The sequence below is a fragment of the Streptomyces rubrogriseus genome (genome assembly GCF_027947575.1).
Lineage (GTDB): Bacteria > Actinomycetota > Actinomycetes > Streptomycetales > Streptomycetaceae > Streptomyces > Streptomyces rubrogriseus.
On the sequence record NZ_CP116256.1, the window covers coordinates 4936357 to 4962443 of the forward strand.

Below are 26087 nucleotides of genomic sequence, written 5' to 3' on the forward strand. Positions count from 1 at the left end.
GACTCGCGACACCACACCGAAGACCCCGACGAGAGGGAAGACGATGACACTCCTGGACAGCGCCGTCTGGGGCGGGAAGTTCTACAGCGAAGGCTGGCAGGACTCCCCCACCGAGCAGCCGGTGACCGAGCCCGCCACCGGCGACCGGCTCGGCACGGTGGGCCTGGCCTCGGCCGAGGACGTGAACCGCGCCGCCGCCCGGGCCGCCGAGGCCCAGCGCGCGTGGGCGGCGACCTCGCCGCAGCAGCGGGCGGCCGTACTGCGGCGCGCGGGTGAGCTGTTCACCGAGCACGCCGCCGAGATCGAGGACTGGCTGGTGCGCGAGGCCGGCTCGGTGCGGTCCAAGGCGGGCTTCGAGGCGGGGCTGGCGATCGGCGAGTGCTTCGAGTGCGCCGGGCTGCCGACGCACCCCCAGGGCGAGGTACTCACCTCGGAGGAGTCCCGCTGGTCGCTCGCCCGGCGCCGCCCCGCCGGTGTCGTCAGCGTGATCGCGCCCTTCAACTTCCCGCTCATCCTCGGTCTGCGGTCGGTGGCCCCCGCGCTGGCGCTCGGCAACGCCGTGCTGCTGAAGCCGGACCCGCGCACCGCGGTGAGCGGCGGTGTCGTCATCGCCCGGATCTTCGAGGAGGCGGGGCTTCCGGCCGGTGTCCTGCACCTGCTGCCGGGCGACGGGTCGGTCGGCCGGGCGGTCGTGGAGGCACCCGAGGTGCGGGTGATCTCGTTCACCGGTTCCACGCCGGTCGGACGGGCGATCGGCGAGCAGGCCGGGCGGCTGCTGAAGCGGGCGCACCTGGAGCTGGGCGGCAACAACGCGCTGGTCGTGCTGCCCGGCGCGGACGTGGCGAAGGCGGCCTCGGCGGGCGCGTTCGGCTCGTATCTGCACCAGGGGCAGATCTGCATGACGACCGGCCGGCACATCGTGCACGAGTCGCTGGTCGAGGAGTACACCGCCGCTCTCGCCGCGAAGGCCGAGGCGCTGCCGGTGGGCGACCCGGCGCGTCAGGACGTGGCGCTGGGCCCGATCATCGACCGGCGGCAGCTGGAGCGGGTGCACGGCATCGTCACCGACAGCGTCGCGGCGGGCGCCAAGGTCGCCGCGGGCGGCGAGATCGACGGCGCCGGATACCGCGCCACCGTCCTGACCGGCCTGACGACGGACATGCCGGCCTGGCGCGAGGAGATCTTCGGCCCGGTCGCGCCCGTCATCTCCTTCGCCACCACGGAGGAGGCCGCGCGGATCGTCAACGACTGCGAGTACGGACTGTCGGTCGGCATCCTCGGCGACGTCGGTACGGCGATGAAGCTCGCCGACCGGATCGACTCCGGCAAGGTGCACATCAACGAGCAGACGGTCAGCGACGAGCCCAACGCCCCCTTCGGCGGGGTCAAGGCGTCGGGCACCGGCTCCCGGTTCGGCGGCGCCGCGGCCAACGTGGAGGCGTTCACCGAGACCCAGTGGCTCACGGTCCGCCCGGACATCGCCGACTACCCGTTCTGATCCCTCCGGTCACCCCTACCGGTCCCACCCCCGGCCGCCCCGGCCGGTCCGGCTCCGCTCACTCACACCCGTCCCCCGGGGGGAGAGTCACCATGGCTTCCACCACCACGTCCGGCGCGCCCGCGCAGACCGGCCGCGCCGTCGGCGGCACCTGGACGGTGATCCTGTGCTGGATCACCGTCCTGCTGGAGGGCTACGACCTCGTCGTCCTCGGCGCCATCATCCCCACCCTGCTCAAGACCCACCACCTCGGCATGACCGCGGGCGACGCGACCACCATCGCGACGCTCTCGCTGGTGGGCGTCGCCATCGGCGCGGTCTGCGTCGGTCCGCTGGCCGACCGGCTGGGCCGCCGTCGCCTGCTCATCGGCTCGGTCGTGCTCTTCTCGGTCCTCACCATCGTGGTGCCGCTGGCGAACTCCGTCGCGATGTTCGCCGCGCTGCGCCTCCTCGCCGGTCTGGGCCTGGGCGCCTGTATGCCGGTCTCGCTCACGATGATGGCCGAGCACATGCCGGCCAGCCGCCGGGCACGGGCCAGCACCCTGACGATGACCGGCTACCACACCGGTGCGGTGATCACCTCGCTGCTGGCCCTCCAGGTGTCCGACAACTGGGAGATCCTCTTCTACCTGCTCGGCGTCGTCGGCCTGGTGATCGCCGCGATCCAGTGGTTCAAGCTGCCGGAGTCGGCGGCCTTCGAGCGGGCCAAGCGGGACGGGGCGCAGCGGGTGCCGTTCACCGAGCTGCTCAAGCCGGCGTACCTGCGCGCGGGCATCGGCATCTGGGTCGCCTCGTTCATGGGTCTGCTGCTGGTCTACGGCCTCAACACCTGGCTGCCCAAGCTGATGAACGACGCGGGCTACCCCGTGCCGACGGCCGTGACCCAGCTCCTGGTGCTCAACATCGGCGGGGTCGTCGGCCTGGTCCTGGGCGGGTACGTCGCCGACCGGCGGGGCATCAAGGGCACCACGATGGTCTGGTTCGCCGTCTCGGTGCTCATGCTGGGGTGTCTGAGCATCAAGATGGAGAGCGACCTGCTGCTCAACGTCGTGGTCTTCTTCACCGGCGTGTTCGTCTTCTCGGCCATGGTGCTCGTCTACGCGTACGTGACGCACTACTACCCGGCGTCCGTGCGCGGCACCGCGCTCGGCTCGGCGTCCGGGATCGGCCGGATCGGCTCGATCGTCGGCCCGTCGATCACCGGCGCGCTGGTCGCCTCGGGGGTCGGGCACCCGTGGGGCTTCTACTTCTTCGCCGCGGTGGCGGTCCTCGGCTTCCTGGCCGTACTGACGCTGCCGCGCGGCGGCGGGGCCGAGCCGGCCGGGGCCACGGCGCCCGCGGCGCCCGCCGCACCGGCCGGGTGACGCCCTGAGGACATGAGGAACGGGAGCAGTGGGCCGCGCGGCCCACTGCTCCCGTCGGTGTCCGGGTGGGGGTGGTGTCTCAGTCCTTGTCGACCTTCTGGCTCAGCACCTTGCCGTTGGCCGCGTCGACCTCGACGGTGGTCTTGTTCCAGTTGCCCTTGTCGACCACGTCGACGCCCCAGACGACCTGCTGGTTGTCGTTGTCGCCGAGTTCGACGTGGGTGACGGTGCCCTTGGCCTTGGCGGTGGCCGCCTTGACCGCCTGCTGCGGCGTCTGCTTGGCCTTGTCCAGCCACTCGGTGACCTGGGTCTTGTCGTCGGGGTCCTGGTCCGGGTCGACCATGGTGCGGAAGACCTTGCCGCTCACCGCGTCGATGTCGATGCGGTGCAGGGTGCCGTCGGACTGGGCGACCTTGGCCTCCCACTCGGGGGCACCCTCACTGGGCGCGGGGTTCGGCATGCTGGGGCTCGGGGAGCCGGTCGGCGAGCCCGTCGGCGACGCCGTTGCGTCGGCCTCCACGCGCTTGAGTTCGAGGTCCACGAGCTTGCCCTCGGGGACCTCCTTGACGGCGGTGTCGGCGGCCTTGTCCCAGGTGACCTTCGTCGCGGAGACGAGGTCCTTGCGCTGGGTCTGGTCCTCGTTCATCGAGGGAGAGCCGGTGGGGGACGGGGACTGGGTATCGGTGCCGGTCGGGGAGGGAGACTCGGTCTGGGCCGCCTCCGCGACGCTGGAACGGGTCGTGTCGGCGTTCGTGCAGGCCGTCAGCAGCAGGACGGAGGCGCCCAGGGCACCGGTCACGGCCAGCGAACGCAAGGAGGGAAGTCGTCGTGCAGAGCTCATAATGCTGTCCGTAACCGCTCCGTCACGCAGACACACCGCGAAAGTACGAAAATCACCCTATTAGCCGGGGGTGCGACCCGGCCGGCAGCGGGGCCTGCGGAGGCCTCAGCGGGCCCGCACGAACTCCACCCGGCCGCCTCCCGTGGCGGTCACCGGGCATCGGGGCAGCGTCCGGATCCCGCCCCCTTCCAGCCACTCCCGGTAGGCGGTGGACTGACGGGCGGCCTCCCAGTACGCGTCCTCCAGCGCGGGGAAGACGGCGTCCAGCTCGGCCCGGGTGCGGGCGGCCAGCAGCAGGCGTACGCCGAGGGGGTCGCCGTACAGGCGCCGCACCGCCGTGTCGGGGCGGGACTGGGAACTGGGCTGGCAGACCGTGACGACCTCGCCGGTGGCGACCAGGGAGGCGGCCGTGTGGTAGTCGCCGTGCAGCACCCGGGGGTTGAGGCCGACGGCGCGCAGCATGCGGTGCACGCCGTCCCATTCGCCGTCGACGGTGGGGTCGACCATCCACCGGTCGTCGGCGAGGTCGGCGAGGCCGACGACGGGCCGGGCGGCCGCGGGGTGGTCCGCGGGCAGCATGACGAACTGCGGTTCGCGCTCGACCAGGACGCGCAGCCGCAGGTCCTCGGGGATGTGCAGCGCACATCCCTCGACCTCGTGCACGAAGGCGACGTCGAGCTGCCCGTCGGTCACCCGGCGCAGCAGCGCGTTGGCGGAGACGTCCATCTGCAGGGTCGGTTCCAGGCCCGGCCGTCTGAGCCGGCGCAGCCAGCCGGCCAGGGCCCGGCTGGCCGTGGAGCCGACCCGCAGCCTGCTGTCGCCGCCGGCCGCGGCGGCGCGGGCCTCGCGGACCAGGGTGTTCATGTCGGTCAGCAGCGGACGGGCCCGGCCGAGCACCGTCCGGCCGAGCGGGGTGGGGCGGCAGCCGGTGCGCTCCCGGGTGAACAGCGGTCCGCCCAGGGCCTGTTCGATGCGGGTCAACTGGGTGCTCAACGTGGGCTGCGCGACACCCAGTTGGCGTGCCGCCCGGTGCAGGCTGCCGGCGTCGGCGATGGCGCACAGTGCGCGTAGGTGCCTCACCTCGAGCTCCATGCAGGGAGCGTAAAGCGGAACAGTTGGTTGCGCCAGGTGAACAAAACGCGGCGGATCAGGGCGAGTTCTGCACTCTGGTCAAAGCTGGAACGAGTGGCCGGGCGGCGGGTGATAGCCCGGTCCTATCACCTGTTGCCATCATCACAGCGGGCTCATGGGCGCCCCACACTCACCGATGACGACTTCTCCCCACTCCCCCACTCAAGGAGTCATCGATGCGTATCACCCTGCCTCTGCTGTCCACCGCGGTCGGTCTCGGCCTGACGGCCGCCGTGCTCGGCACCGGCCCCGCCGCGACGGCCGCGGCGCCCCAGGAGCCGGTCAGAGCCGCCCAGCTCGGCTACCAGCCCTCGGCCGGCTCGGGCGAGGACGCGGCCGCCAACCGCGCGTTCTTCGAGGCGGTCGTCAAGTCCGTCGCCGAGAAGCGCGCCGCCAACCCGTCCGCCGCCGCGGCCGTCACCGTCTACTACAGCGCCACCAACGCGCCGAGCTTCCGTTCCCAGATATCCCGCTCCGCCCAGATCTGGAACAGCTCGGTGTCCAACGTACGGCTCGCGGAGTCGAGTTCCGGCGCGGACTTCGCGTACTACGAGGGCAACGACTCGCGCGGCTCGTACGCGTCCACGAACGGGCACGGCAGCGGCTACATCTTCCTCGACTACCGCCAGAACCAGCAGTACGACTCGACCCGCGTGACCGCCCACGAGACCGGGCACGTGCTCGGCCTGCCCGACCACTACTCCGGGCCGTGCAGCGAGCTGATGTCGGGCGGCGGCCCCGGCCCGTCCTGCACCAACCCCTACCCGAACTCCAACGAGCGCAGCCGGGTGAACCAGCTGTGGGCCTACGGCTTCCAGGCCGCCCTCGACAAGGCGCTGGAGAAGGCCTCCCAGCGCTGACGTACGCGCACCACCGTGCGGGCGGCCCGGCCGGGCCGCCCGCACGCGTGTGCGCTCCCCGCACCTCCGCTTGGGCAACCTTCCTGCGGGTACTCGCAGTTCACCGGAGAGCGGCATCCCGAAGGAGTCGGACGTGGACGAGCGGATGGCACCTGTCGACGACGGTCTCGGCGACCTGGAGCCGGGCACCAGGCAGCGCACGCAGCTGCGCGTTCGCGTCGCCGACATCGCCTGGACGGCAGCGTGCGCGGTGCTCGCGCTGTGGGCCGTGTGGAGCGCGATCGATCTCGCGCGGGGCGCGACGGCGTGGGTGTACTGCGCCGTGGCCTGGCTGCTGCTCGCGGTGGCGCTGACCGTGCGCGTGCTGGCGGTCCGGCGCAGGACCTCGCTGTAGCGGCAAGGCTCCGGACGCGTCACGGGACCGCGGGCAGCGCGGCACCCACGGCCCGGTGGACGGCGCGGGCGAGCCGGGCGCCCCACTCGGACCTGGGTCCCGCGAAGGCGAGCACCTCGGCCTCGCCGACCGGGGCCCGGGCGGCGACGCACACCGCGTCGGTGGGGGTGCCGGAGCAGTCGAGACCGGCGTCGAGCAGCGCCTGGACCTTGGCCTCGGTCGCCGTCATCACCGCGTTGACCAGGGCGGCGTCGCTCAGTGCGACCGGCAGCGCGGCGACGATGTTGATCGTTCCGGGCGGCACGGCCCCGGCGGCGCCCTCCTCCGGTGCGGCCGCCCAGCCCCGCACCGAGATGCCGGCGGTCGCCACGGCCTCGGCCCCGCCGTCCCGCGCCCGGCCGTGGGCGGACACGTCGGCGGCCGTCATCAGGCCCACGCCCGGCCCGTGGGCCCCGGCGGCTCGGGCCAGGTCGGCCAGGTGCCGTGCGGGGTCGGTGCGCCGGTAGCCGTGGGCGACCTGGGCGTTGAGCACCCAGGCGCGCTCTCCGGTCCCGCCGCCCAGCACGGCGCTGCTGACCATCCGCCACCCCGGCCCCGGGCGCCACAGCAGGGCGTGCAGCCGTTCGCCGTCCTCCACCCGGGTCAGGTCTTCCACGTTCAGCAGGCGGTCGGCCCCGGTGCGGGGCGGCGGCAGGAGGGCGGGCACGGGTCGGGGCTCCCAGCGGTGATCGGCGCAGGTCGGAGGCGGGCCGGACGATCGTACTCGGGGCCGGTGTCCCGGCCGCCGGCCGGCCGGTCCGTCGCGGGGCGCATTGCGGACCCGGGTCCGGGCACCTTCACTGAACACAACTTCGCCACCAGGCGACGGATCGGAGGCCGCGATGCTGTCCCACACCCTGGAGCATGGGGTCCTGGTCATCACGGTGGACCAGGACCCGGGTATCGCCGGGCGGGCCACCCTGACCACGCACATCACCAACCTGGTCGACGCCCATCAGCCGACCCCCGTCGTCATCGTCCTGACCGAGCGGGCGGGTGGCCACGCCGCGGTCAGCGCGGTGCTCCGGGCCCATCAGTGGTGCGGGCGGCTGGGTGTCCTGATGTCCGTCGTGACCCACAGCGCGCCCGTCCGGCGGCTGCTCGAGGCCAACGCCGACTCCTCGGGGCCCCGGCTGGTGGTGCACGCCCGCGTGGACACCGCGATCAGCACCGCGTTCACCGCCGCGGCCTAACGCCCGTACCGGAGTTCCGCGGCGGGCGCCCTCGGCCGCCACCGGCGCTACTGCTGTCCGAGCCAGAGGTCGGGGCCGAAGACCTCGTAGTGGACGGCCTCGGCGGGCACCCCGCGGCGCAGCAGGTCGCCGCGGACCGCGCGCATGAAGGGCACCGGGCCGCACAGGTAGACCGTGAGGTCCGCGGGCAGCTCGAGGTCGCCGAGGTCGGCTCGGCCGGTGGACGCCTCCGGGGCCTGGTCGCCGGGCTCCTCGTACCACAGGTGGAGCCGGGCGCCCGGCAGCGTGCGTATCAGGTCGAGCTGCTCCTGCCGGTGGGCGTGGTGGTCGGGGGTGCGGTCGGCGTGCACGACGGTCACCGGGCGGGTGGCACCGGCGGCGGCCAGGTGGTCGAGCATCGAGAGCATCGGTGTGACGCCGATGCCGGCGGAGACCAGCAGCAGCGGGCCGTCGTGCTCCGCCAGGGCCAGGTCCCCGGCGGGAAGCGACACGTTGAGCTGGTCGCCCTTGCGGGCGTTCGCGTACAGCCAGGAGGAGACCTCGCCGTCCGGCTGCCCGTCGCCCCGGACGCGCTTGACGGTGATGCGCCAGTCGGACCGGCCGGGCGCGGCGGACAGGCTGTACTGGCGGATCTGCCGGGCGCCGTCGGCCAGTTCGACCTGGACGCTGACGTACTGGCCCGGCCGGAACGGCGCGACGGGACGGCCGTCGGCCGACCCCAGGACGAGGGAGACCGCGTCGGCGCTCTCCTCGACCCGGTCGACGATCTCCATGGTGCGCCAGACGTCTCCCTCCGCGACGCCCTTCTCGGCGTAGAGGCGGGCCTCCAGGGCGATGAGCGCGTTGGCCATCAGCCAGTAGACCTCGTCCCAGGCCCGGGCCACCTCGGGGGTGACGGCGTCGCCGAGCACGTCGACGACGGCGGCCATCAGGTGCCGGTGGACGATCGTGTACTGGTCGGGGGTGATGCCGAGCGAGGCGTGCTTGTGCGAGATGCGGGAGAGCATCACGTCGGCGCGCTCGTCCGGGTTCTCCAGCAGCAGGCCGGCGAACGCGGCGACCGAGCCCGCCAGGGCCCGCTGCTGCTCGCCGTTGGCCTGGTTCCCCCGGTTGAACAGGTCCCGCAGCAGCTCCGGGTGGGCGTCGAAGAGCTTGCGGTAGAACAGGTCGGCGATGTCACCGATGGCCGCTCCGACGGCGGGAAGGGTGGCTCGGACCACGGGAACGGACTGTTCGGAGAGCACAGCGACTCCTTAATTGGTAGATGATATTCGTGTTTTAGGTCACAGCTCGACGGCCCCAGGGGGCCGCCGCCCGTCATCCCGAGGGGCGGTCCGTCAGGCCGAGGAGGACCGGGCCGGTCGGTGCGGCCACCAGGTCGGTCACGGTCAGCGGGTCGAGCGCCGCGTAGAACGCCTCCTGGGCGTCGCGCAGCGCACGGCGCAGCCGACAGGCCCCGCGCAGCGGGCAGGGGTTGTCGCCCTCGCAGTCGACCACCTCGGCCTCGCCTTCGAGTTCGCGCACCAGCCAGCCGACGGAGGCGCGCCGGCCCAGGTCGGTCAGGGTCAGCCCGCCGCCGCGACCGCGTCGCGCCTCCACCACACCCAGGTGCTGCAGGCGGGTGATGGCCTTCGCCGCGTGCGTGTACGGCACCCCCACGACCTCGGCCACCTCTCGGGTGGCCAGTGGTTCGTCACCGTCTCTCACGACCGCCAGGCGCATGACCGAACGCAGCGCCAGGTCGGTGAACTTCGTCAACCGCACACCGGGACGCTATCAAATGCGCATGCTAGATTCGCCTTTACCCGGGGTACTGGGCCTGTGCGGTGCGTCACTGGACCGGCCTCCCCGGCACGGACCGCTCAACGGGGCGGCGTACGGACACGGTTGGGCATACGGAACGGCGGTACCTGATGGCAGCGGAAGACGGCGGCTCCCCGGGCACCGCGGGCCCTCCCCTCCCCCGGGTGCTGTGCGACACGGCGGAGCTCCTGTCCCTGGGCGGCGACGCGCCGGCCGGCGCCCTGTGGAAGCTGGCGGAACCCGGCCGGCAGCTCGACGCCAACGTCGTCCGCCTCCCCGCCGGCGGCCGGGTGGACACCCACACCGAGCCCGACCTCGACGTCCTGCTCCTGGTCCTCGAGGGTGCGGCCCGCCTCGATGCGGGCGACGGCGAGCACCCACTGCGCGCGGGCGTCCTGACCTGGCTGCCGCACGGCTCGACCCGGGCCGTCCTGGCCGGGCCGGACGGGGTGACGTACCTGACCGTGCACCGCCGGCGCCCCGGCATGCGCATCCAGCCGCCGGAGGCCGCCGACCGGCTGAGACGCTCCCTCGGCGGCGACGCCTGACAGACCCCGGGCGACGTCGGCGTACCGGCGCTCTCCGCGCGCGAGGGCCCGCGGCGCCGACCTGGAGCGGACGTGCTGAACCGAGGCCGCTCAGCGTGCCTCGGCACGCAGCTCCGTGAGGGACCGCGCCGTCAGCGGGCGCGGCTCGGCGTCCGGGTCGACGAGTACGACGGTGCAGGTGGCCGCGTGGGTGAGGGCACTGGTGAAGCTGCCGTCGGCGAACTGGACCAGCGGGCCGCGCGGGGAGCGGCCGACCGCGACCGTGCGGGCCCCCACCTCGGCGGCGTGCCGGGCCAGGGCGCGGCCCGCGGCGGCATGGTCGCCGACGCCGGTGAGGATCTGGCCGGTCGCGGCCACCCCCATGCCGTCGAGCCGGTCGAGGTGCGCGGTGACGGCGGCCTTCGCCTGCTCGTCGGTCTCGGTGTCGGCGGCCTGTTCCTCGACGACGGCGGTCCGCCGCACGTGGACGACCTCGAGCGGGCTCGCGGTGTCAAGGGCGATGCGGGCCGCGGCGTCCACGACGGCGGCCGCCTCGCGGTGGGCTGCGACGGCCACGACCACGGGGGGCGCGTCGGTCGCCGCCCGGACCCCGACGGGGGTGAGGGCCGGGGCCACCTGCTCTGTCCCGCCGGTGTCCGTCTCGGCCCGGCGCAGCAGTCGGTGGCCGCTGGCCAGGACGGGGACGGCGAGGAGGAAGGTGGCGGCGCCGAGGTAGAACGGGACGCTCAGATCGGTGGCGTCGGCGAGCTTTCCGGCGACGTAGGGGGCCAGCCCGCCGCCGATGAAGCGCAGGAAGCCGTACGCGGAGGAGGCCACGGGGCGCTCCACCGGCGAGACGAGCATGACGGCCTGCGTGGTGAGGGTGTTGTTGATGCCGATGAAGGCGCCGCTGACGACGACCGCGACGATCACGGTGGTGGGGTCGGTGACGCCGGCGGCTATGACGGCCATGACGACGGCGAGGCCGAGCAGGTTGGCGTAGAGGACGGGCGCGGTGCCGTAGCGGGCCTGCAGGCGGGGGGCGAAGAAGACGCTGAAGGCGGCGACCAGCAGTCCCCAGCCGGTGAAGACCAGGCCGAGTTCGTGGGCGTCCAGCTCCATCGGGTACGGCGCGTAGCCGAGCATGGTGAAGAAGCCCCAGTTGTACAGCAGGGCCATGATGCCCATGGTGAGCAGGCCGCGGTGGCGCAGGGCCTTCAGCGGGGCGAGCGGTGAGGTGACCTTCTCGGGCCTGGGCAGGTCGGGGACGAAGGCGAGGGTGGCGATCAGGGCGACGGCCATCAGGGCGGCGACGCCGAAGAAGGGGCCGCGCCAGCTGATGCCGCCCAGTTCGCCGCCGAGCAGGGGGCCGACGGCGATACCGAGCCCCAGGGCGGTCTCGTAGAGGATGATCGCGCCGCTGAAGCCGCCGCTGGCCGAGGCCACGATGACCGCGAGGGAGGTGGCGATGAACAGGGCGTTGCCCAGTCCCCAGCCGGCCCGGAAGCCGACGATGCCGTTGATGGAGCCGGTGGCGCCCGCCAGGGCGGCGAAGACGACGATGACGGCGAGGCCGGTGACCAGGGTGCGCTTGGCGCCGATGCGGCTGGAGACCCAGCCGACGAAGAGCATGGCGACGGCGGTGACGATCAGGTAGCTGCTGAACAGCAGGGAGACCTGGCTGGGGGTGGCGTCGAGGCTCTCGGCCAGCGCCGGCAGGATCGGGTCGACCAGGCCGATGCCCATGAACGAGATGACGCAGGCGAAGGCGACCGCCCAGACGGCCTTCGGCTGCCGGAAGGGACTGGCGGCCTTTCCACGGGGTGCACTCATGCGCGGTCTTCCTCCGAGGTGTCCTGACGGTGGTGGATGACCCGGGCCAGCGCCAGCAGCGCGGTGGTGGTGGCCTGCCGCTCCGGCCCGGTCATGTCCTCCATGAGCTGCCGCAGGGCCAGGGCGCGCTCGGCCCGGCGCCGGTCCAGGACCTCGACGCCGGTGGACGTCACCGCCACGAGCACGCCACGGCCGTCGCTCGCGTCGGCGGCGCGCCGGGCCAGGCCCGCGCGTTCCAGACGGGTGACGAGCTGGGTCATGTTCGGCTGGGAGACGCCCTCGGCCCTGGCCAGTTCGGTCAGCCGCTGGGGGCCCTCGCGGCTCAGCCTGGCCAGCGTCGAGGAGGCCGCGGTGCTCAGACCGCCGGTCCGGGCGCTCTGCCGCACGTAGCGGATCATCTGCTCCACGGCGACGATCAGGTCGTCCGGGCCCTCCGGGGACGTGTCCATAAGCGCATTATGCATTTAGGTGTAGTACGAAACAAGATAGGTCGCGGCCGCCTCCGCCCTGTTGGTTCGGGCCACCGCTGGGCACTCGGCACGGGAGCGAGGGAGGACACGGCATGGACGACTGGCGCGGCTTCGCGCAGCAGATGGCCTCGCTGGCCCGCGATCTGCTGTCCCAGGAATCGCTGCACGACACACTGGAACGGATCACCGCCTCGGCCACGGAACTGGTGGAGGACTGCGACGCCGCCGGCATCCTCATCCTGCGGGGCACCAAGGTGCAGTCCCTGGCCCCCACCCAACAGGTGGTGATCGACAGCGACGAACTGCAGGGTCGCGTCGGAGAGGGTCCGTGCTTCGACGCCGCTCGCAGCGGCACGGGGGAGCGCCAGTTCCGGATCGCCGACTTCACCGACGAGGCACAGCGCTGGCCCAAGTACGTCCCCGAGGCACGCAAGCTGAACCTCGGCAGCATGATGGGCTTCCTGCTGTTCACCGAGGACGAGGACCTCGGCGCGCTGAACATGTACTCCTACCGCCCCGGCGCGTTCACCGAGGCCGACGAGACGGCCGGCTGGCTGCTGGCATCCCACGCGGCGGTCGCCTTCTCCAGCGCCCGGACGCACGCCCAGATGCAGGAGGCCATCGGCACCCGGCACACCATCGGGGAAGCGATGGGCATCCTCATGGGCCGGCACCGCATCTCCGAGGACCAGGCCTTCGCGGCCCTGCGCCGGTACTCGCAGGACCACAACGTCAAACTGCGGGACGTGGCGGCCCAGGTCTGCGAACGGGGCGGCCTGCCCTGAGCCAACACACAAAAGATGAACGAGTTTCCGCTCTTTCGGATCACGAACCCTCGTATAGTGATCGTCAGTTGAGTGCCGCGTGACAGCCCTCGGCTCGCACGCGCCCCCGTTGGACGACCCGAGGGCCGCTCCGGCGGCCAGGCGAGGACCCGATTGATGACCGCGCCCGCCCGCCCCGGCGACCGCCCCACTCCCCGCGCCCTCGCCGCAGTGGCCCTGCCGTGCGCCCTCGTGTCGGCGCTCGTCGTCGGCGGGGCCGTCGCCGCCGCGCCCTCCTCGGTACGCCTTCCGCTCGGACTCGGCGCCGGTGCCGCGGCGATCCTGCTCTGCGCGGCGCTGACGGCGGCCGTGCACGCGGTCCGTGCCGAACGGGCCACCCGCCGGCTGCTGACGGCCGCCCGGGCGGAGGCGGACGCCGACCGGACCCGGGCCGCGGCCACGGCCGAACGGGAACGGGACGCCCTCGTCGCCGAGTTCACGCGCGAGCGGGAGCGGCTCGCCGAGCAGCGGGACCGGGAGGTGGCACGGCTGACCGAGGAGTCGGCGCGGCTGGGCGAGCGCCTCAGGCAGGCCACCGGTGAGCGGGCCGCCGCCGTCTCCGCGACCGCCAACGCGGCCGGCCGGATGCAGGCGCTGGCCACCGGCATGCTCGCCGACCTGCGCGCCATGGAGGAGCGGCACAGTGACGAGGCCGTCCTCGCCGACCTCCTCCACCTCGACCACCGCACCGCACAGGCGGGCCGGCTCGCCGACTCCGTAGCCGTCCTCACGGGCGCCCGCTCCGGCCGCCGTTGGGCGCGTCCGATCGGCATGGAGTCCATCCTGCGCGGCGCCATGGGCCGGATCGCCGGTTACCGGCGCGTGCGCGTGCACTCCAGCAGCGACACCGCGGTCGCCGGGCACGCCGCCGAGGGCGTCATGCACGCCCTGGCCGAAGTCCTGGACAACGCCGCGAACTTCTCCCCGCCGACGGCGGAGATCCACGTGTACGTGGAGGAGGTGCCGGCCGGTGTCATCGTGTCCGTGGAGGACAGCGGACTGGTGATGGGCGAGGTGCAGCTGCGCCGGGCCCAGCAGGCGGTGGCCGGTGAGACGGCGGGGCTCGGCGGCCTGACCGGCACCCGGCTGGGCCTGGCCGTGGTGGGGCGGCTGGCGGCCAAGTACGGGCTGAAGGTGTCCTTCCGGCCGTCCGCGCGCGGCGGTACGGGCGTACTGATGCTCGTCCCCCAGGACATCCTGAGCGGTCCCGCCCTCCCCGCCGCGCCGGGGGCTGCCCCGGCGGCGACGCCCGCGGAGGTCCGGGACGACCGGCGGCACACCCCGAGCCGCCCGCGGCCGGGCCCGCCCCGGCCGACGTGGCCCCCGAGCCGCCGCCCGCCCACGATCTCGCGGACCAGGACCAGGACCGGGACCGGGCCCCACGGGACCAGGACCGACACGGGCCGGACCGGGACCGCGACCAGGAGCCGGACCGGGAACCGGACCCGTCCGCCGAGGAGCTGCTGCCCAAGCGCCGTCGTGGCCGCACCCTCGCCGCCGCCGAACGCGCCCGCGCCGCCGCCCGGGCCGCCGAGCCCCGCGCGAAGCCGTCCGCCGACGACGCGAAGGCCCGCGCCGCCCGCTTCAGCAGCTTCCGCCAGGCCGTCCGGACCACCACCGCCGGCGCCGCCGCCGAACCGGCCGAGACGGCCCCCGACCTCCCGTCCCACTCATCCGCGCACCCGGAAGGCGACACCACTCCATGACCGGCTCGACCACCGCCGACGAGAAGCTCACCTGGCTCATCGAGGGCCTCCTGGAGCGCACGCCGGGCGCGCGGCACGCGCTCGTCCTCTCCCGTGACGGACTCAAGCTGTGCCGCACCCCGGAACTCTCCGTCGACCAGGCCGATCAGCTGGCCGCCATCGCCGCCGGCATCCAGTCGCTGTCCCACGGTGCCTCCGTGGAGTTCGGCGACGGCAGCGGCGGGGTGCGTTCGGCGATGACCGAGTTCTACGGCGGGATCCTGTTCATCGTGGAGGCGGGCGAGGGCGCGCACCTCGCCGTGGTCACCTCCGAGGACGCGGACGCGGGGCTCGTCGGACACCACATGAGCGAACTGATCGAGCAGCTCGGCGAGCACCTCACCGCGCGGCCGCGCACGTCATGAGCCGCCCCGGCAGGGACGACGCGCCCGACCGGCTGTACACCGTCACCCAGGGACGCAGCAGCTCGGGCCCCGACAACCCCTTCGACCTGGTCACCCTCGTGGTCGCCGAGTGCGCGCCGATGCCCGGCATGCAGTCCGAGCACACGGCGATCCTCAGGCTGACCGAGGCCCCCACCGCCGTCGTGGAGATCGCCGCCGAACTGCGGCTCCCGGTGAGCATCACCAAGATCCTGCTCTCCGACCTGCACGCCGCCGGCCGGGTGAGCGCACGCCATCCGTACACGGCAGCCGTCCCCGATCCCGACATCCTGGAGCAGGTGCTCGTTGGACTCCGCAATCTCTGACGCCCGTACCCCGGCGAGCGCCCCGGCGCGCACCCCGCTGGGCGCGGCCGCCGACAACGGTCTGAAGATCGTGGTCGTGGGCGGCTTCGGTGTCGGCAAGACGACCATGGTCCGTTCGGTCAGCGAGATACGCCCCCTCAACACCGAGGAGACGATGACGCAGGCCGGCGAGGCGGTCGACGACATCAGCGAGGTGCGCGGCAAGTCCGCGACGACCGTCGCCTTCGACTTCGGCCGCATCAGCCTCGACGCGCGCAACGTGCTGTACCTGTTCGGCGCGCCCGGACAGGAGCGGTTCTGGTTCCTGTGGGACCGGCTGTTCTCGGGCACGCTCGGCGCGGTGGTCCTCGTGGACACCCGGCGCATCGACGACTCCTGGTACGCGATCGACCGCCTGGAGCACCACGGCACGCCGTTCATCGTGGCCTGCAACGACTTCGGCGGCCCGGAGCACTCGCCCGAGGCGGTCCGCGAGGCCCTCGACCTGGACCCGCGGGTGCCGCTGGTCGCCTGCGACGCCAGGTCCCGCCAGTCCAGCAAGCAGGTGCTGATCACGCTGGTCGAGCATCTCCAGGCCCACTACGCCGGTCCCGCCGCCCGGCCCCGACAGGAGTTCGCGTGAGCACCGACGCCCACGACGTCCCGGGCGCCGTACCGCTCGGCGGCCCCCGCTTCCAGACCGATCCCGCCCTGCTGTACCGGCAGATGCGGCGCGAGCACGGCGCGGTCACGCCGGTCGTGCTGGACGGCGACGTACCGGCCTGGCTGGTGCTCGGGTACCGCGAGCTGCACCAGGTGACCGGCGACCCGGTGCTGTTCAGCCGGGACTCGGACCTGTGGAACCAGTGGGAGAACATCCCGGACGACTGGCCGCTGCTGCCGATGATCGGCCGCAGGCAGCCGTCGATCCTGTACACGGTCGGCGAGCGGCACCGCGAGCGCGCCGCCATGATCAGCGACGCGCTGGAGGCCGTCGACCCGCACCTGTTGCGCGGTCACGCCGAGCGGTTCGCCGACGAACTCGTCGACCGGCTGTGCGCGAAGGGCGAGGCCGACCTCGTCGGCGACTACGCGATGCTGCTGCCGGTCCGGGTCCTGGCCCGTCTGTACGGGTTCCCCGACGAGCAGGGTCCGGCACTGGTCACCGCGCTCAACGACATGATCGACGGCAGGGAGCGGGCCCTGGCGGGCCAGACGCATCTCGGCACGTCCATGGCGCGGCTGCTGGCGGACCGGAAGGCGGCGCCCGCCGACGACGTCGCCTCCCGGATGCTGGCCGACGAGAGCGGCTTCACCGAGGAGGAGGTCGCCCAGGACCTGATGGTGATGATGGCCGCGGGCCACCAGCCGACGGCGGACTGGATCGGCAACTCGCTGCGCCTGATGCTGACCGACGACCGCTTCGCCGCCTCCCTCTTCGGCGGGCGCAACAGTGTCGCCGAGGCCATGAACGAGGTGCTGTGGGAGGACACGCCCACGCAGAACGTGGCCGGCCGCTGGGCCGCCCGGGACACCCAGCTCGGCGGGCGCCGCATCCGGGCCGGCGATCTGGTGCTGCTCGGGCTGCAGGGCGCCAACTCCGACCCGCAGGTCCGCACCGACGGCTCCGCGCTCACCGGCGGCAACAACGCGCACTTCTCCTTCGGCCACGGCGAGCACCGCTGCCCGTTCCCCGCGCAGGAGGTCGCCGAGGTGATCGCGCGCACCGGCATCGAGGTCGTGCTCGACCGGCTGCCGGACATCGACCTGGCGGTGCCCGCCGGGTCCCTCACCCGTCGCCCCTCGCCCTGGCTGCGGGGGCTGACCGAGTTGCCCGTGCGGTTCACCCCGACCACTGCCCTGGGAGGCACGTCAGCATGACGACCGGCACCGAAGAAGCCCGGATCCCGCTGGACCCGTTCGTCACCGACCTGGACGGCGAGAGCGCCCGGCTGCGTGCGGCCGGACCGCTCGCCGCCGTGGAGCTGCCGGGCGGCGTGCCCGTCTGGGCGGTCACCCACCACGCGGAGGCCAAGGCCCTGCTCACGGACCCGCGGCTGGTCAAGGACATCAACGTGTGGGGCGCCTGGCGGCGCGGCGAGATCCCCGCCGACTGGCCGCTGATCGGGCTGGCCAACCCGGGCCGCTCGATGCTCACGGTGGACGGCGCCGAGCACCGCCGGCTGCGCACCCTGGTGGCGCAGGCGCTCACGGTGCGCCGGGTGGAGCACATGCGGGGGCGGATCACCGAGCTGACCGACCGCCTGCTCGACGAACTGCCCGCGGACGGCGGCGTCGTGGATCTCAAGGCGGCCTTCGCCTATCCGCTGCCGATGTACGTCGTCGCCGACCTGATGGGCATCGAGGAGGCTCGGCTGCCGCGGCTGAAGGTGCTGTTCGAGAAGTTCTTCTCGACGCAGACCCCGCCCGAGGAGGTCGTGGCGACCCTCACCGAGCTGGCCTCGATCATGGCCGACACGGTCGCCGCGAAACGCGCCGCACCGGGCGACGACCTGACGAGCGCGCTGATCCAGGCGTCCGAGAACGGCGATCACCTCACCGACGCGGAGATCGTCTCGACCCTGCAGCTGATGGTGGCCGCCGGTCACGAGACGACGATCTCGCTCATCGTGAACGCCGTGGTCAACCTGTCCACCCATCCCGAGCAGCGGGCGCTGGTGCTCTCCGGCGAGGCGGAGTGGTCCGCGGTGGTCGAGGAGACGCTGCGCTTCTCGACGCCCACCTCGCACGTCCTGATCCGGTTCGCGGCCGAGGACGTCCCGGTCGGCGACCGGGTGATACCCGCGGGGGACGCGCTCATCGTCTCGTACGGCGCGCTGGGCCGCGACGAGCGCGCCCACGGTCCGACGGCGGACCGGTTCGACATCACCCGCACGTCCGGGAACCGGCACATCTCCTTCGGCCACGGCCCGCACGTGTGCCCCGGTGCGGCCCTGTCCCGGATGGAGGCGGGCGTGGCGCTCCCGGCCCTGTACGCCCGCTTCCCGCACCTGGACCTGGCGGTGCCGGCCGCGGAGCTGCGCAACAAGCCGGTGGTCACGCAGAACGACCTGTTCGAACTGCCGGTCAGGCTGGCCTGACCCCGCCCGGCCGCGGCCCGGTCCTCCACCCGCGGGGCGTTTGCATCCCGCCCCGCGGGTAACTCCGGCATTCCGGACACCGATCCCCGGGAGTCGCCATGTGGAAGCGCAAGGGCAGGAAGGACCGCCGGGCCGCCAGGCCGGTCCCCATGGAGCTGTGCGACCTGTGTGCCAGGGTCTTCCCCGAGGACGAGGCCGTGACGGGCTACGTGCCGGACTCCTCCGCGGTGCACGCCACCAATGAGTGGTTCGACGGGCTGCGGCTCATCACGGCGTGCTCGGACGACCACTTCGACGTGATCAAGGACGGGTACGCGCACCGGCCCTTCGTGGACGAGGAGCTGTGGGCGGCCAAGCTGACCCGGGCGCTGACCACCGGCCCGCCGGCCCTCTCCATGGACCAGCTCGGCTGCCGGACGGGCCTCCAGGAGCCCCAGATCCGTGCGGCCGTCGCCTGGCACAACGAGCGCATGCGGGAGGCCCAGCAGCGCAGCGACCCCTGACGTCGGCGATCCTGCCGGGTCCGGCGGGGTCAGCGCGGCGGCCGGACTCCGCGCACCCGGTAGGGCTCCGCGTCGGCCCACCTCACCTCCAGGCCGAGGCCGGGCCGCGAGGTGTCGGGGCGCAGGGCCCCGCCCTCGGGCGACGGGACGCCGTCGAACAGCAGCCGCTCGACGCGCACGTGGTCGTGGAAGTACTCCAGGTGCCGCAGCCGGCGCACGGCGCAGAAGGCGTGGGCGGACACCGCGGGCGCGCAGTGCGCGGACAGGTCGAGGTGCCGGGCGGCGGACAGCCCCGCGACCTCCAGCACACCGGTGACGCCGCCGCACCGGGTGACGTCGGCCTGGAGGCAGTCGACGGCGGGTCCCTCGGTGAGGTTGGCGAAGTCCTGCGCGGTGAAGGCGTACTCCCCCGCGGTGATCTCCAGCCTCGCCGGGCCCCGCTCGCGCAGCATCCGCAGCCCCTCCAGGTCGGCGGAGGCGACCGGCTCCTCGAACCAGCGCACGTCCCACTCGTCGTGGAAGCGGTGCGCCCAGTACAGGGCCGCCTTGCGGCCGAGCGCCCCGTTGGCGTCGGTGAACAGCTCGGGCCCGTCGCCGACCGCCCGGCGTACGGCGGTCAGGCGCCGCGGGTCGGCCTCCGGGTCCCGCGAGGTCTTCAGCTTCACGCGCCCGATGCCCTGCCGGACCCATCCGGCGAGCTGGTCGGTGAGGCGGTCCAGGGGATAGTTGGTGAAGCCGCCGCTGCCGTAGACGGGCACCCGGTCGTGGTGGGCCGGCAGCAGGTGGACCAGCGGCAGACCCAGCAGCCGCGCCTTGAGGTCCCACAGCGCCACGTCGACGGCGGACAGGGCCATCGCCCCGACGCCGGGACGGCCGGCGTTGCGCATCCGCGCCCCCATCAGCTCCCACAGCGCGGGCGGCGAGGAGACCGGCCGGCCCTTGACGACGGGCCCGAGCACGGAGTGCGCGAAGGACGCCACCGACACGTCCCCGTAGGTGTACCCGAGGCCGGTGCGGCCGCCGGCGTGCACGCGGACCAGGACCAGGGTCGTGGCGTCCCACTCCAGGGTGCCGTCCTGCTCGCGGCCCTCGGGGCCGTCGGTGGGGACCTCGAAGGCGTGCACGTCGACCGCGTCGACCACGCATTCGTCCAGTGCCGGTGTGTCCTGGCCGGTCAGCGGCGTCATCGCGCACTCCTCGCCTTCGCGTACCGGGGCCGGTTCCCCGCGCCGTCCGGTCCATGCGCGGGCCGTCCGGGTCAACCGACGTTTGTCGGGGCGCGGGCCGGGTCACTCAGTTTCCCGTCGCGAGCCATCGAAAGGACGCCCGAGGAGCACCCGTGAACCGGTTGTGGCGGCCGTTCCACCGTGTGTGGGACTGGCTGGCCGCGTCCGCCCTGGTCCGGCGCGGCCGGGACCTGGAGCTGATGCACAGGGCCATGGGCTTCGCCACCCTCGCCCTGGTCACGCTGGCACCGCTGCTGATCGTGGTGGCGGCGGCCGACCCGCTGGGGCGCGGGGGCTTCGCCTCGTGGCTGGCCGACGGCATGGGGCTGTCCGGGCGCTCGGCCAAGGTGCTGACCGACATCATCAGTCCGCCGACCAAGGTCGTCGGCACGACGAGCGTGTGGGGCGGAATCCTGCTCGGCGTGTTCGGCGTGTCCTTCGCGGCGAGCGTCCAGAACGGCTACGAACGCATCTGGGAACTGCCCTCCGGCCCGTGGCACCGGATCTGGCGCCAGATGACCTGGGTGGCCCTGCTGACCGCCTACCTCTACCAGGAGGTGCAGACGCGGACCGCGCTGCACGGTTCCGCGCGGATCGCGCTGTCGACCGCCAGCGGCATGCTGTTCTTCTGGTGGGGCCAGCACTTCCTGCTGGGCGGCCAGGTCCGCTGGCGCGACCTGCTGCCGGGGGCGGTCGCCACCATGGTGGGGCTGATCGGCCTGCGCGGCTTCTCGTACCTCTTCTTCACGCCGCTGATCCTCGACAACGCGTTCAGCTACGGCGCGGTCGGCATCGTGCTGGTGGTGGAGTCCTGGCTGATCGGGGTCGGGTTCGTCGTCTTCGGCGGCGCGATGGTCGGGCACTGGTTCTGCGAGCACCACTGGTGGGCGCGGAACATCGACCGGAGACCGCCGGACTGACGGTCAGCCCGCGCGTCGGCGCAGGCCCCCGGTCAGGGCCGCGGCGACCGCCCCGGTCACGGCCGTGGCCAGGGCCAGCGGGCGGCGGTTGCGGGAGATCCAGAACTGGACGCTGCGCGCATGGGCCTCGTCGTCGAAGATGCCGTGTGCGCCGTAGTCGTCCGGTGCGGTGTCGTCCGGCGGCTTCCAGAGGTTGGCCGGCCGCGACGGATCGACGGGCCGGTCCGTCTGCTGCCCGTCGTACCCGGTGCGCGCCAGATAGCGGTCGAGGAGCCCCGGGGCGAGCTTCTGGCCGAGCAGGGTGGCGACGGTGGAGCCGCCGACCCAGTACACGCGCCGCTCGGGATGGTCGGCGGCGTGCAGCACGGCCCGGGCGGCGACCTCGGGCTGGTAGACGGGGGCCACCGGGCGCGGATGGCGGGGCAGCCGGGTGAGGACCCAGCTGAACTGGGGCGTGTTGAGGCCCGGCATCTGCACCATGGTCACCCGCACCCCGCTGCGGTCGTGCAGCAGTTCGCAGCGCAGCGACTCGGTGAACCCCTGGATGGCGTGCTTGGCCCCGCAGTAGACGGCCTGGAGCGGGACGCTGCGTTCGGCCAGGGCCGAGCCGACCTGGACGATGGTGCCGCGGTCGCGCGGCGTCATGCGCCGCAGGGCGGCCTGGGTGCCGTGGACGAAGCCGAAGTAGGTGACCTCGGTGGCCCGCCTCAGCTCCTCGGGCCGGATCTCCGGCACGGGCGCGAAGACGGTCGAGAACGCGGCGTTCACCCATACGTCGATCGGGCCGAGTTCCTCCTCGACCCGGCCGGCCGCCGCGTCCACGGCCTCCGCGTCGGCGACGTCCACGACCAGCGGCAGCGCCTGCCCGCCGGCCTCGCGAATCTCCTCGGCCGCCCGTTCCAGGGCGTACTCGCCCCGGGCCAGGAGGGCGACCGCGGCTCCGCGCGCGCCGAAGGCCCGGGCGGCGGCCCGGCCGACGCCGCCGGTCGCGCCCGTGACGACGACGACCTGTCCGTGACCTCGGGCGCCGCTCACTTCCTGCCCCGGCCGGGGAGGTGCTCGGCGTACTCGGTGAGCTTCTGGCGGACGCCCTTGGTGGCGATCCCGGTGGCCTCCGGGTCGTGCAGCGCTGCCTTGATGGCCTTCTTGCCCTGCTCCTTCATGATGTGCGGCGGGATCGGCGCGATCTCCGCGTCCACCTTGAACTCGAGGACCACGGGGCGACCGGCGGAGAGCGCCTCGTCCCAGGCTGCGCCCACCTTCTTGGGGTCGTCGCAGACGATGCCCTTGAGGCCGAGGAGCTCGGCGTAGGCGGCGTAGGGCACATCGGGGATGTCCTGGGAGCCCGGGTACTTGGGGTCGCCGGCCATGGCGCGCTGCTCCCAGGTGACCTGGTTGAGGTCCTGGTTGTTGAACACGCAGAAGATGAGCGGCGCCGACCCGGACAGGCGGTCCAGATAGCGCTTGACGGTGATCATCTCGTTCATGCCGTTCATCTGGAACGCGCCGTCCCCGATGAACGCGATCACCGGCCGCTCGGGGTACGCGAACCGCGCCGCGATGGCGTACGGCGTCCCCGGGCCCATCGTGGCCAGGGTGCCGGAGAGCGAGGCCTGCATGCCGTCGCGCAGCAGGATGTGCCGGGCCCACCAGTTGGTGCCCGAGCCGGAGTCGGCCGTCAGGATGACGTCGTCCGGCAGCCGCGGGGAGAGTTCGGCGGCGACGGCCTGGGGGTTGATGGTCTTGCCGAAGTGCTCGCCCGCCCAGCGGTCGCACAGGTCGTGCCACTCCCGGACGTCCTTCTCGATCTTCTCCCGCCAGCCGCGGTCCTTCTTGCGCTGGAGCATCGGGATCAGGGCGCGCAGGGTCTCCCTGGAGTCGCCGACGAGGTGGGCGTCCATGGGGTAGCGGATGCCGATCATGCGTCCGTCGATGTCGATCTCGACGCCCCGGGCCTGCCCCTCCTCCGGCAGCCACTCCGAGTACGGGAAGCTGCTGCCGACCATGAGCAGGGTGTCGCAGCCCTGGATCATGTTGTCGCTGGCCTTGCTGCCGAGCAGGCCGATGGGGCCGGTGACGTAGGGCAGGTCGTCGGGCAGGACCTGGCGGCCGAGCAGCGCCTTGGCGACTCCGGCGCCGAGCAGTTCGGCGACCTCCTTCACCTCGGCCTCCGCGTTCGCCGCGCCCTGACCGACGAGCATGGCGACCTTGTTGCCCGCGTTGAGGACGTCGGCGGCCTTGCGCAGTTCGTCGAGGTCGGGCAGGACCCGGGGCCTGCTCCAGCCGACGCTGGAGAAGACGGACCCGTGCTCCCTGGGCGGGGAGGGCTGGGCCTCCTCCTCCTGGATGTCGTTGGGGATGATGATCGTGGCGACCCCGCGTGTGGTCAGCGCGGTCTTGAAGGCCCGGTCGACGACGTGCCGGGCCTGGCCCGGATGCACGACCATCTGGCAGTACTCGGAGACGTCCGCGAACAGCTGGTCGAGGGCGATCTCCTGCTGGTAGTGGGTGCCCAGCGACAGCCGCTTCTGCTGGCCCACCACCGCCACGACCGGCTGGTGGTCGAGCTTGGCGTCGTACAGGCCGTTGAGGAGGTGCACGGCGCCCGGCCCCGACGTGGCGACGCAACAGCCCACCTCGCCGGTGAACTTGGCGTGACCGCAGGCCATGAACGCCGCCATCTCCTCGTGCCGGGCCTGGATGAACTCCGGGTCCCCGTCCGCGCGGTCGAAGGCGCCGAGCAGTCCGTTGATCCCGTCACCCGGATAGCCGTACACCCGCTGGACGCCCCACTCGGACAGGCGCTGGAGCACGTAGTCGGCGACTTGGGTCATGGAGCTCTCCCGGGCGTGTGTAGGACAACGGTCGGCTTGTGGGGTTACCCTCCCGGCCGCCCCTAAACCGGCGGTCCGTCCCCTTCGGCCGCTCCCGTGCCCCGCCCGGCTACCCGGGCGGCGGCGCCGTGCTCGCCCGGGTCACCAGCCGGGTCGGCACCAGCGTCGTGCCCTGTTCCGGACCCGCCGCACGCATCTTGCGCAGCACGGCCCGCACGCACAGCCGCCCGACCTCGGCGAAGTCCTGGTGGACGGTGGTCAGCGGGGGCAGGAAGGAACCGGCCTCGGCGATGTCGTCGAATCCGATGACGCTGATGTCCTCGGGCACGCGCCGGCCGCGTTCGTGCAGGGCGCGCAGCAGGCCGAGGGCCATCTGGTCGTTGGCCGCGAAGACGGCGGTGCAGTCCTCGCGGGCGGCGAGTTCCAGGCCGGCCCGGTAGCCGGACTCCGCCGACCAGTCGCCCCGGACGAGCGGCGGCGGGGTGCGGCCGGCCTCGGTGAGCGTGCGCCGCCAGGCGTCGGTGCGGCGCTGGGCGGCGAAGGAGCCCTCGGGGCCGCCGAGGTGCCACACCGTGTCGTGCCCGAGGTCCAGCAGGTGGCGCACGGCGGCGCGGCTGCCGCCGGCCTGGTCGGTGTCGACGACGGTGTAGGTGTCGCCGGCGTCCGAGTCGACCACGACGACCTGGACGTGCGGCGGCAGTTTGAGGGAGGCCGCGTCCAGGAGGTGGACCTCCATGATGACGATGACCGCGTCGACGGCCAGCTCCTCCAGCCGCGAGAACGCGCCGCGCACCTCGTCCTGGGTGGGGACGGCGACCGGCAGCAGCGTCACCGCGTACCCCTCGCTCGCCGCGGAGGTCGCGATGGCCTCCAGGGTGCGCACGTTGCCGGTGGTGGCCAGCGTGAAGGTGATGACCCCGATGGTGCGGAACTCGCCGCGCTTGAGGGCCCGGGCCGCGCTGTTGGGCCGGTAGCCCAGCTCCTTCATGGCCGCCAGCACCTGCTGCCGGGTCTCCTCGGTCACGCCCGCGTAGCCGTTGGAGACGCGGGAGACGGTCTGCGAGGAGACCCCGGCCAGCCGGGCCACGTCCGCCATGGAGGCCGTGCGGTCCCGGCCGCGCCGGGGTGGCGCGGGTGCGCTCGTCGGGACTTCCTCAGCCGTGCTCACTCGCCGTCAGCCGCCTCTCTGTCGCTGTCGGGCCCGGGTGCGCAAGGACCCTTGACCGTCGTCATCGGGGCAGTGTAGACATGCCGCCATCAGATGTTTACGTAAACATAACAGCTCGCCGCTCTTTCGCGGTGCGCCATGTTTACGTAAACATCAGGCGAAGCTCCAGGACGTGGACGAGCGAGGAACGACATGACGACGCTGCAACCGCCGGCCGCCGCCGAGCCGCGGCCGGCCCCGCCCCCGGTGAGGCGGGACCGCCGCTCCTGGACGGGGTGGGGGTTCCTCGGCCCCTTCGTGGCCGTCTTCGCCCTGGTGTTCCTCGCGCCCCTCGCGTACTCGGTCTACCTCAGTCTCTTCCGCGACCAGCTGATCGGCGGGACCACTTTCGTCGGCCTCGACAACTACGCCGAGGCGCTGAAGGACGACCGGTTCTGGGCCTCGCTCGGCCGGGTCTCGCTCTTCCTCGCCGTGCAGGTGCCGATCATGCTCGGCATCGCGCTGCTCGTGGCCCTCGCGCTGGACAGCGGCCGCCTCTACGGCCGGGACTTCTTCCGCATCTCCATCTTCCTGCCGTACGCCGTGCCCGCCGTGGTGGCCACCCTGATGTGGGGCTTCATGTACGGCACCCGCTTCGGCCTGGTCGGTGACATCAACGGCGCGCTGGGCGTGTCGCTGCCCGACCCGCTCTCCCCCGACCTGGTGCTCGCCTCCATCGGCAACATCGTGACCTGGGAGTTCGTCGGCTACAACATGCTGATCTTCTACTCGGCACTGCGCGTCGTGCCGCACTCGCTGTACGAGGCGGCCCAGATCGACGGCGCCGGGCAGATCCGCGTGATCACCGCCATCAAGCTCCCGGCCATCCGCGGGGCCCTGGTGATCGCCACGATCTTCTCGATCATCGGCAGCTTCCAGCTCTTCAACGAGCCCAGCATCCTGCAGCCCCTGGCGCGCAACGCGATCACCACCGACTACACGCCGAACTACTACACGTACGCGCTGTCCTTCAACGGGCAGCAGCACAACTACTCCGCGACGGTCGCCATCGTCATGGGACTGATCACCATGGTCATCGCCTACGCCGTGCAGCTGCGCGGCATGCGCAAGGGAGTGTGAAGCAGC

Annotated in this window: 26 protein-coding genes and 1 pseudogene; 16 read left to right on the forward strand and 11 right to left on the reverse strand. The window is 72.9% G+C overall.

The annotated features are described in order from the left end of the window. Positions 1-43: 43 nt before the first annotated feature. Together Sru02f_RS22620 and Sru02f_RS22625 are read left to right on the forward strand one after the other, a co-directional pair. Positions 44-1498 carry a benzaldehyde dehydrogenase gene (locus Sru02f_RS22620; RefSeq protein ID WP_109032198.1) on the forward strand — a complete coding sequence of 485 codons (1455 nt, stop codon included), beginning with the start codon at positions 44-46 and terminating at the stop codon, positions 1496-1498. 92 nt (positions 1499-1590) lie between these two features. Next, positions 1591-2862, forward strand: a complete 1272-nt coding sequence (locus tag Sru02f_RS22625) for an MFS transporter (protein ID WP_109032197.1) — start codon at positions 1591-1593, stop codon at positions 2860-2862. 79 nt (positions 2863-2941) lie between these two features. Here the strand turns inward: Sru02f_RS22625 and Sru02f_RS22630 are convergent, their stop codons facing one another. Both Sru02f_RS22630 and Sru02f_RS22635 read right to left on the reverse strand, forming a co-directional pair. Next, positions 2942-3703, reverse strand: a complete 762-nt coding sequence (locus Sru02f_RS22630) for a PepSY domain-containing protein (protein ID WP_109032196.1) — start codon at positions 3701-3703, stop codon at positions 2942-2944. Between the two features lie 105 nt (positions 3704-3808). Then, the gene (locus tag Sru02f_RS22635) at positions 3809-4795 is read right to left on the reverse strand and encodes a LysR family transcriptional regulator (RefSeq protein WP_109032195.1); all 987 of its coding nucleotides are present in this window, start codon (positions 4793-4795) and stop codon (positions 3809-3811) included. Positions 4796-5010: 215 nt separating this feature from the next. Here Sru02f_RS22635 and snpA point away from each other — a divergent pair, with 215 nt between their 5' ends. Together snpA and Sru02f_RS22645 are read left to right on the forward strand one after the other, a co-directional pair. Further along, positions 5011-5694: a snapalysin gene (gene snpA, locus Sru02f_RS22640; protein WP_109032194.1), complete on the forward strand. Its 684-nt coding sequence runs from the start codon at positions 5011-5013 to the stop codon at positions 5692-5694. A 133-nt stretch (positions 5695-5827) separates the two neighbouring features. Beyond that, entirely contained in the window at positions 5828-6088 is a 261-nt protein-coding gene (locus Sru02f_RS22645; RefSeq protein WP_109032193.1) for a hypothetical protein, read from the forward strand. A 19-nt stretch (positions 6089-6107) separates the two neighbouring features. Here the strand turns inward: Sru02f_RS22645 and Sru02f_RS22650 are convergent, their stop codons facing one another. Beyond that, positions 6108-6794, reverse strand: a complete 687-nt coding sequence (locus Sru02f_RS22650; RefSeq protein WP_109032192.1) for an adenosylcobinamide amidohydrolase — start codon at positions 6792-6794, stop codon at positions 6108-6110. Positions 6795-6969: 175 nt separating this feature from the next. On the opposite strand from Sru02f_RS22650, the gene Sru02f_RS22655 reads away from it, so the two are divergent. Continuing rightward, positions 6970-7320 carry a hypothetical protein gene (locus tag Sru02f_RS22655; RefSeq protein ID WP_003971713.1) on the forward strand — a complete coding sequence of 117 codons (351 nt, stop codon included), beginning with the start codon at positions 6970-6972 and terminating at the stop codon, positions 7318-7320. Positions 7321-7367: 47 nt separating this feature from the next. On the opposite strand, the gene Sru02f_RS22660 is transcribed toward Sru02f_RS22655, so the two are convergent. Next, positions 7368-8564: a globin domain-containing protein gene (locus tag Sru02f_RS22660; protein ID WP_109032191.1), complete on the reverse strand. Its 1197-nt coding sequence runs from the start codon at positions 8562-8564 to the stop codon at positions 7368-7370. 73 nt (positions 8565-8637) lie between these two features. Beyond that, positions 8638-9084, reverse strand: coding sequence for a nitric oxide-sensing transcriptional repressor NsrR (gene nsrR / locus Sru02f_RS22665; RefSeq protein WP_003971716.1), 447 nt, complete (start codon positions 9082-9084; stop codon positions 8638-8640). A 149-nt stretch (positions 9085-9233) separates the two neighbouring features. Between nsrR and Sru02f_RS22670 the strand changes: the two genes are divergently transcribed. Next, the gene (locus Sru02f_RS22670; RefSeq protein ID WP_109032190.1) at positions 9234-9671 is read left to right on the forward strand and encodes a hypothetical protein; all 438 of its coding nucleotides are present in this window, start codon (positions 9234-9236) and stop codon (positions 9669-9671) included. 90 nt (positions 9672-9761) lie between these two features. On the opposite strand, the gene Sru02f_RS22675 is transcribed toward Sru02f_RS22670, so the two are convergent. Together Sru02f_RS22675 and Sru02f_RS22680 are read right to left on the reverse strand one after the other, a co-directional pair. Beyond that, positions 9762-11483 (reverse strand): MFS transporter, encoded by a 1722-nt coding sequence (locus Sru02f_RS22675; protein ID WP_109032189.1) that lies wholly within the window; start codon positions 11481-11483, stop codon positions 9762-9764. Further along, positions 11480-11932 (reverse strand): MarR family winged helix-turn-helix transcriptional regulator, encoded by a 453-nt coding sequence (locus Sru02f_RS22680; protein WP_244941849.1) that lies wholly within the window; start codon positions 11930-11932, stop codon positions 11480-11482. Before Sru02f_RS22680 ends, Sru02f_RS22675 begins: the two co-directional genes overlap by 4 nt. Before the next feature lie 113 nt (positions 11933-12045). Between Sru02f_RS22680 and Sru02f_RS22685 the strand changes: the two genes are divergently transcribed. The 8 genes and pseudogenes from Sru02f_RS22685 to Sru02f_RS22720 all read left to right on the forward strand — a co-directional run bounded on the left by Sru02f_RS22685 (position 12046) and on the right by Sru02f_RS22720 (position 18814). Further along, entirely contained in the window at positions 12046-12738 is a 693-nt protein-coding gene (locus tag Sru02f_RS22685) for a GAF and ANTAR domain-containing protein (protein WP_109032187.1), read from the forward strand. 156 nt (positions 12739-12894) lie between these two features. Beyond that, positions 12895-14483 (forward strand): annotated as a pseudogene (locus Sru02f_RS22690) (ATP-binding protein). Beyond that, on the forward strand, positions 14480-14887 hold the full coding sequence (locus Sru02f_RS22695; protein ID WP_003971722.1) for a roadblock/LC7 domain-containing protein: 408 nt from the start codon (positions 14480-14482) through the stop codon (positions 14885-14887). Before Sru02f_RS22690 ends, Sru02f_RS22695 begins: the two are co-directional and overlap by 4 nt. After that, positions 14884-15231, forward strand: coding sequence for a DUF742 domain-containing protein (locus Sru02f_RS22700; protein WP_003971723.1), 348 nt, complete (start codon positions 14884-14886; stop codon positions 15229-15231). Before Sru02f_RS22695 ends, Sru02f_RS22700 begins: the two co-directional genes overlap by 4 nt. Continuing rightward, entirely contained in the window at positions 15212-15853 is a 642-nt protein-coding gene (locus Sru02f_RS22705) for a GTP-binding protein (RefSeq protein ID WP_167469546.1), read from the forward strand. The genes Sru02f_RS22700 and Sru02f_RS22705 overlap by 20 nt, the downstream gene beginning before the upstream one ends. Next, positions 15850-17091, forward strand: coding sequence for a cytochrome P450 (locus Sru02f_RS22710; RefSeq protein ID WP_011031651.1), 1242 nt, complete (start codon positions 15850-15852; stop codon positions 17089-17091). The genes Sru02f_RS22705 and Sru02f_RS22710 overlap by 4 nt, the downstream gene beginning before the upstream one ends. After that, positions 17088-18311, forward strand: coding sequence for a cytochrome P450 family protein (locus Sru02f_RS22715; protein WP_109032185.1), 1224 nt, complete (start codon positions 17088-17090; stop codon positions 18309-18311). The genes Sru02f_RS22710 and Sru02f_RS22715 overlap by 4 nt, the downstream gene beginning before the upstream one ends. Before the next feature lie 98 nt (positions 18312-18409). Continuing rightward, a complete protein-coding gene (locus tag Sru02f_RS22720; protein ID WP_011031649.1) occupies positions 18410-18814 on the forward strand; it encodes a hypothetical protein in 405 nt (134 codons plus the stop codon). Between the two features lie 29 nt (positions 18815-18843). On the opposite strand, the gene Sru02f_RS22725 is transcribed toward Sru02f_RS22720, so the two are convergent. Beyond that, positions 18844-20001, reverse strand: coding sequence for an enolase C-terminal domain-like protein (locus Sru02f_RS22725; RefSeq protein WP_109032184.1), 1158 nt, complete (start codon positions 19999-20001; stop codon positions 18844-18846). 152 nt (positions 20002-20153) lie between these two features. On the opposite strand from Sru02f_RS22725, the gene Sru02f_RS22730 reads away from it, so the two are divergent. Further along, positions 20154-20960, forward strand: coding sequence for a hypothetical protein (locus tag Sru02f_RS22730; protein ID WP_011031647.1), 807 nt, complete (start codon positions 20154-20156; stop codon positions 20958-20960). A 3-nt stretch (positions 20961-20963) separates the two neighbouring features. On the opposite strand, the gene Sru02f_RS22735 is transcribed toward Sru02f_RS22730, so the two are convergent. From Sru02f_RS22735 to Sru02f_RS22745, 3 genes are all read right to left on the reverse strand, one after another. Beyond that, on the reverse strand, positions 20964-21995 hold the full coding sequence (locus Sru02f_RS22735) for an SDR family oxidoreductase (protein WP_109032183.1): 1032 nt from the start codon (positions 21993-21995) through the stop codon (positions 20964-20966). Continuing rightward, positions 21992-23794 (reverse strand): thiamine pyrophosphate-requiring protein, encoded by a 1803-nt coding sequence (locus Sru02f_RS22740; RefSeq protein ID WP_109032182.1) that lies wholly within the window; start codon positions 23792-23794, stop codon positions 21992-21994. Before Sru02f_RS22740 ends, Sru02f_RS22735 begins: the two co-directional genes overlap by 4 nt. 109 nt (positions 23795-23903) lie before the next feature. Continuing rightward, positions 23904-24962 carry a LacI family DNA-binding transcriptional regulator gene (locus Sru02f_RS22745; RefSeq protein ID WP_109032181.1) on the reverse strand — a complete coding sequence of 353 codons (1059 nt, stop codon included), beginning with the start codon at positions 24960-24962 and terminating at the stop codon, positions 23904-23906. A 192-nt stretch (positions 24963-25154) separates the two neighbouring features. Between Sru02f_RS22745 and Sru02f_RS22750 the strand changes: the two genes are divergently transcribed. Beyond that, positions 25155-26081, forward strand: coding sequence for a carbohydrate ABC transporter permease (locus tag Sru02f_RS22750; RefSeq protein ID WP_109032180.1), 927 nt, complete (start codon positions 25155-25157; stop codon positions 26079-26081). Positions 26082-26087 lie beyond the last annotated feature (6 nt).

Bases quoted from the DNA above. Each gene is read 5' to 3' on its own strand.
- Sru02f_RS22630 (WP_109032196.1), bottom strand. From the start codon at position 3,703: ATGAGCTCTGCACGACGACTTCCCTCCTTGCGTTCGCTGGCCGTGACC.
- Sru02f_RS22670 (WP_109032190.1), top strand. From the start codon at position 9,234: ATGGCAGCGGAAGACGGCGGCTCCCCGGGCACCGCGGGCCCTCCCCTC.
- Sru02f_RS22680 (WP_244941849.1), bottom strand. From the start codon at position 11,932: ATGGACACGTCCCCGGAGGGCCCGGACGACCTGATCGTCGCCGTGGAG.
- Sru02f_RS22725 (WP_109032184.1), bottom strand. From the start codon at position 20,001: ATGACGCCGCTGACCGGCCAGGACACACCGGCACTGGACGAATGCGTG.
- Sru02f_RS22635 (WP_109032195.1), bottom strand. From the start codon at position 4,795: ATGGAGCTCGAGGTGAGGCACCTACGCGCACTGTGCGCCATCGCCGAC.
- Sru02f_RS22655 (WP_003971713.1), top strand. From the start codon at position 6,970: ATGCTGTCCCACACCCTGGAGCATGGGGTCCTGGTCATCACGGTGGAC.
- Sru02f_RS22625 (WP_109032197.1), top strand. From the start codon at position 1,591: ATGGCTTCCACCACCACGTCCGGCGCGCCCGCGCAGACCGGCCGCGCC.
- Sru02f_RS22715 (WP_109032185.1), top strand. From the start codon at position 17,088: ATGACGACCGGCACCGAAGAAGCCCGGATCCCGCTGGACCCGTTCGTC.
- Sru02f_RS22720 (WP_011031649.1), top strand. From the start codon at position 18,410: ATGTGGAAGCGCAAGGGCAGGAAGGACCGCCGGGCCGCCAGGCCGGTC.
- Sru02f_RS22695 (WP_003971722.1), top strand. From the start codon at position 14,480: ATGACCGGCTCGACCACCGCCGACGAGAAGCTCACCTGGCTCATCGAG.
- snpA (WP_109032194.1), top strand. From the start codon at position 5,011: ATGCGTATCACCCTGCCTCTGCTGTCCACCGCGGTCGGTCTCGGCCTG.
- Sru02f_RS22740 (WP_109032182.1), bottom strand. From the start codon at position 23,794: ATGACCCAAGTCGCCGACTACGTGCTCCAGCGCCTGTCCGAGTGGGGC.
- Sru02f_RS22685 (WP_109032187.1), top strand. From the start codon at position 12,046: ATGGACGACTGGCGCGGCTTCGCGCAGCAGATGGCCTCGCTGGCCCGC.
- Sru02f_RS22750 (WP_109032180.1), top strand. From the start codon at position 25,155: ATGACGACGCTGCAACCGCCGGCCGCCGCCGAGCCGCGGCCGGCCCCG.
- Sru02f_RS22620 (WP_109032198.1), top strand. From the start codon at position 44: ATGACACTCCTGGACAGCGCCGTCTGGGGCGGGAAGTTCTACAGCGAA.
- Sru02f_RS22675 (WP_109032189.1), bottom strand. From the start codon at position 11,483: ATGAGTGCACCCCGTGGAAAGGCCGCCAGTCCCTTCCGGCAGCCGAAG.
- Sru02f_RS22700 (WP_003971723.1), top strand. From the start codon at position 14,884: ATGAGCCGCCCCGGCAGGGACGACGCGCCCGACCGGCTGTACACCGTC.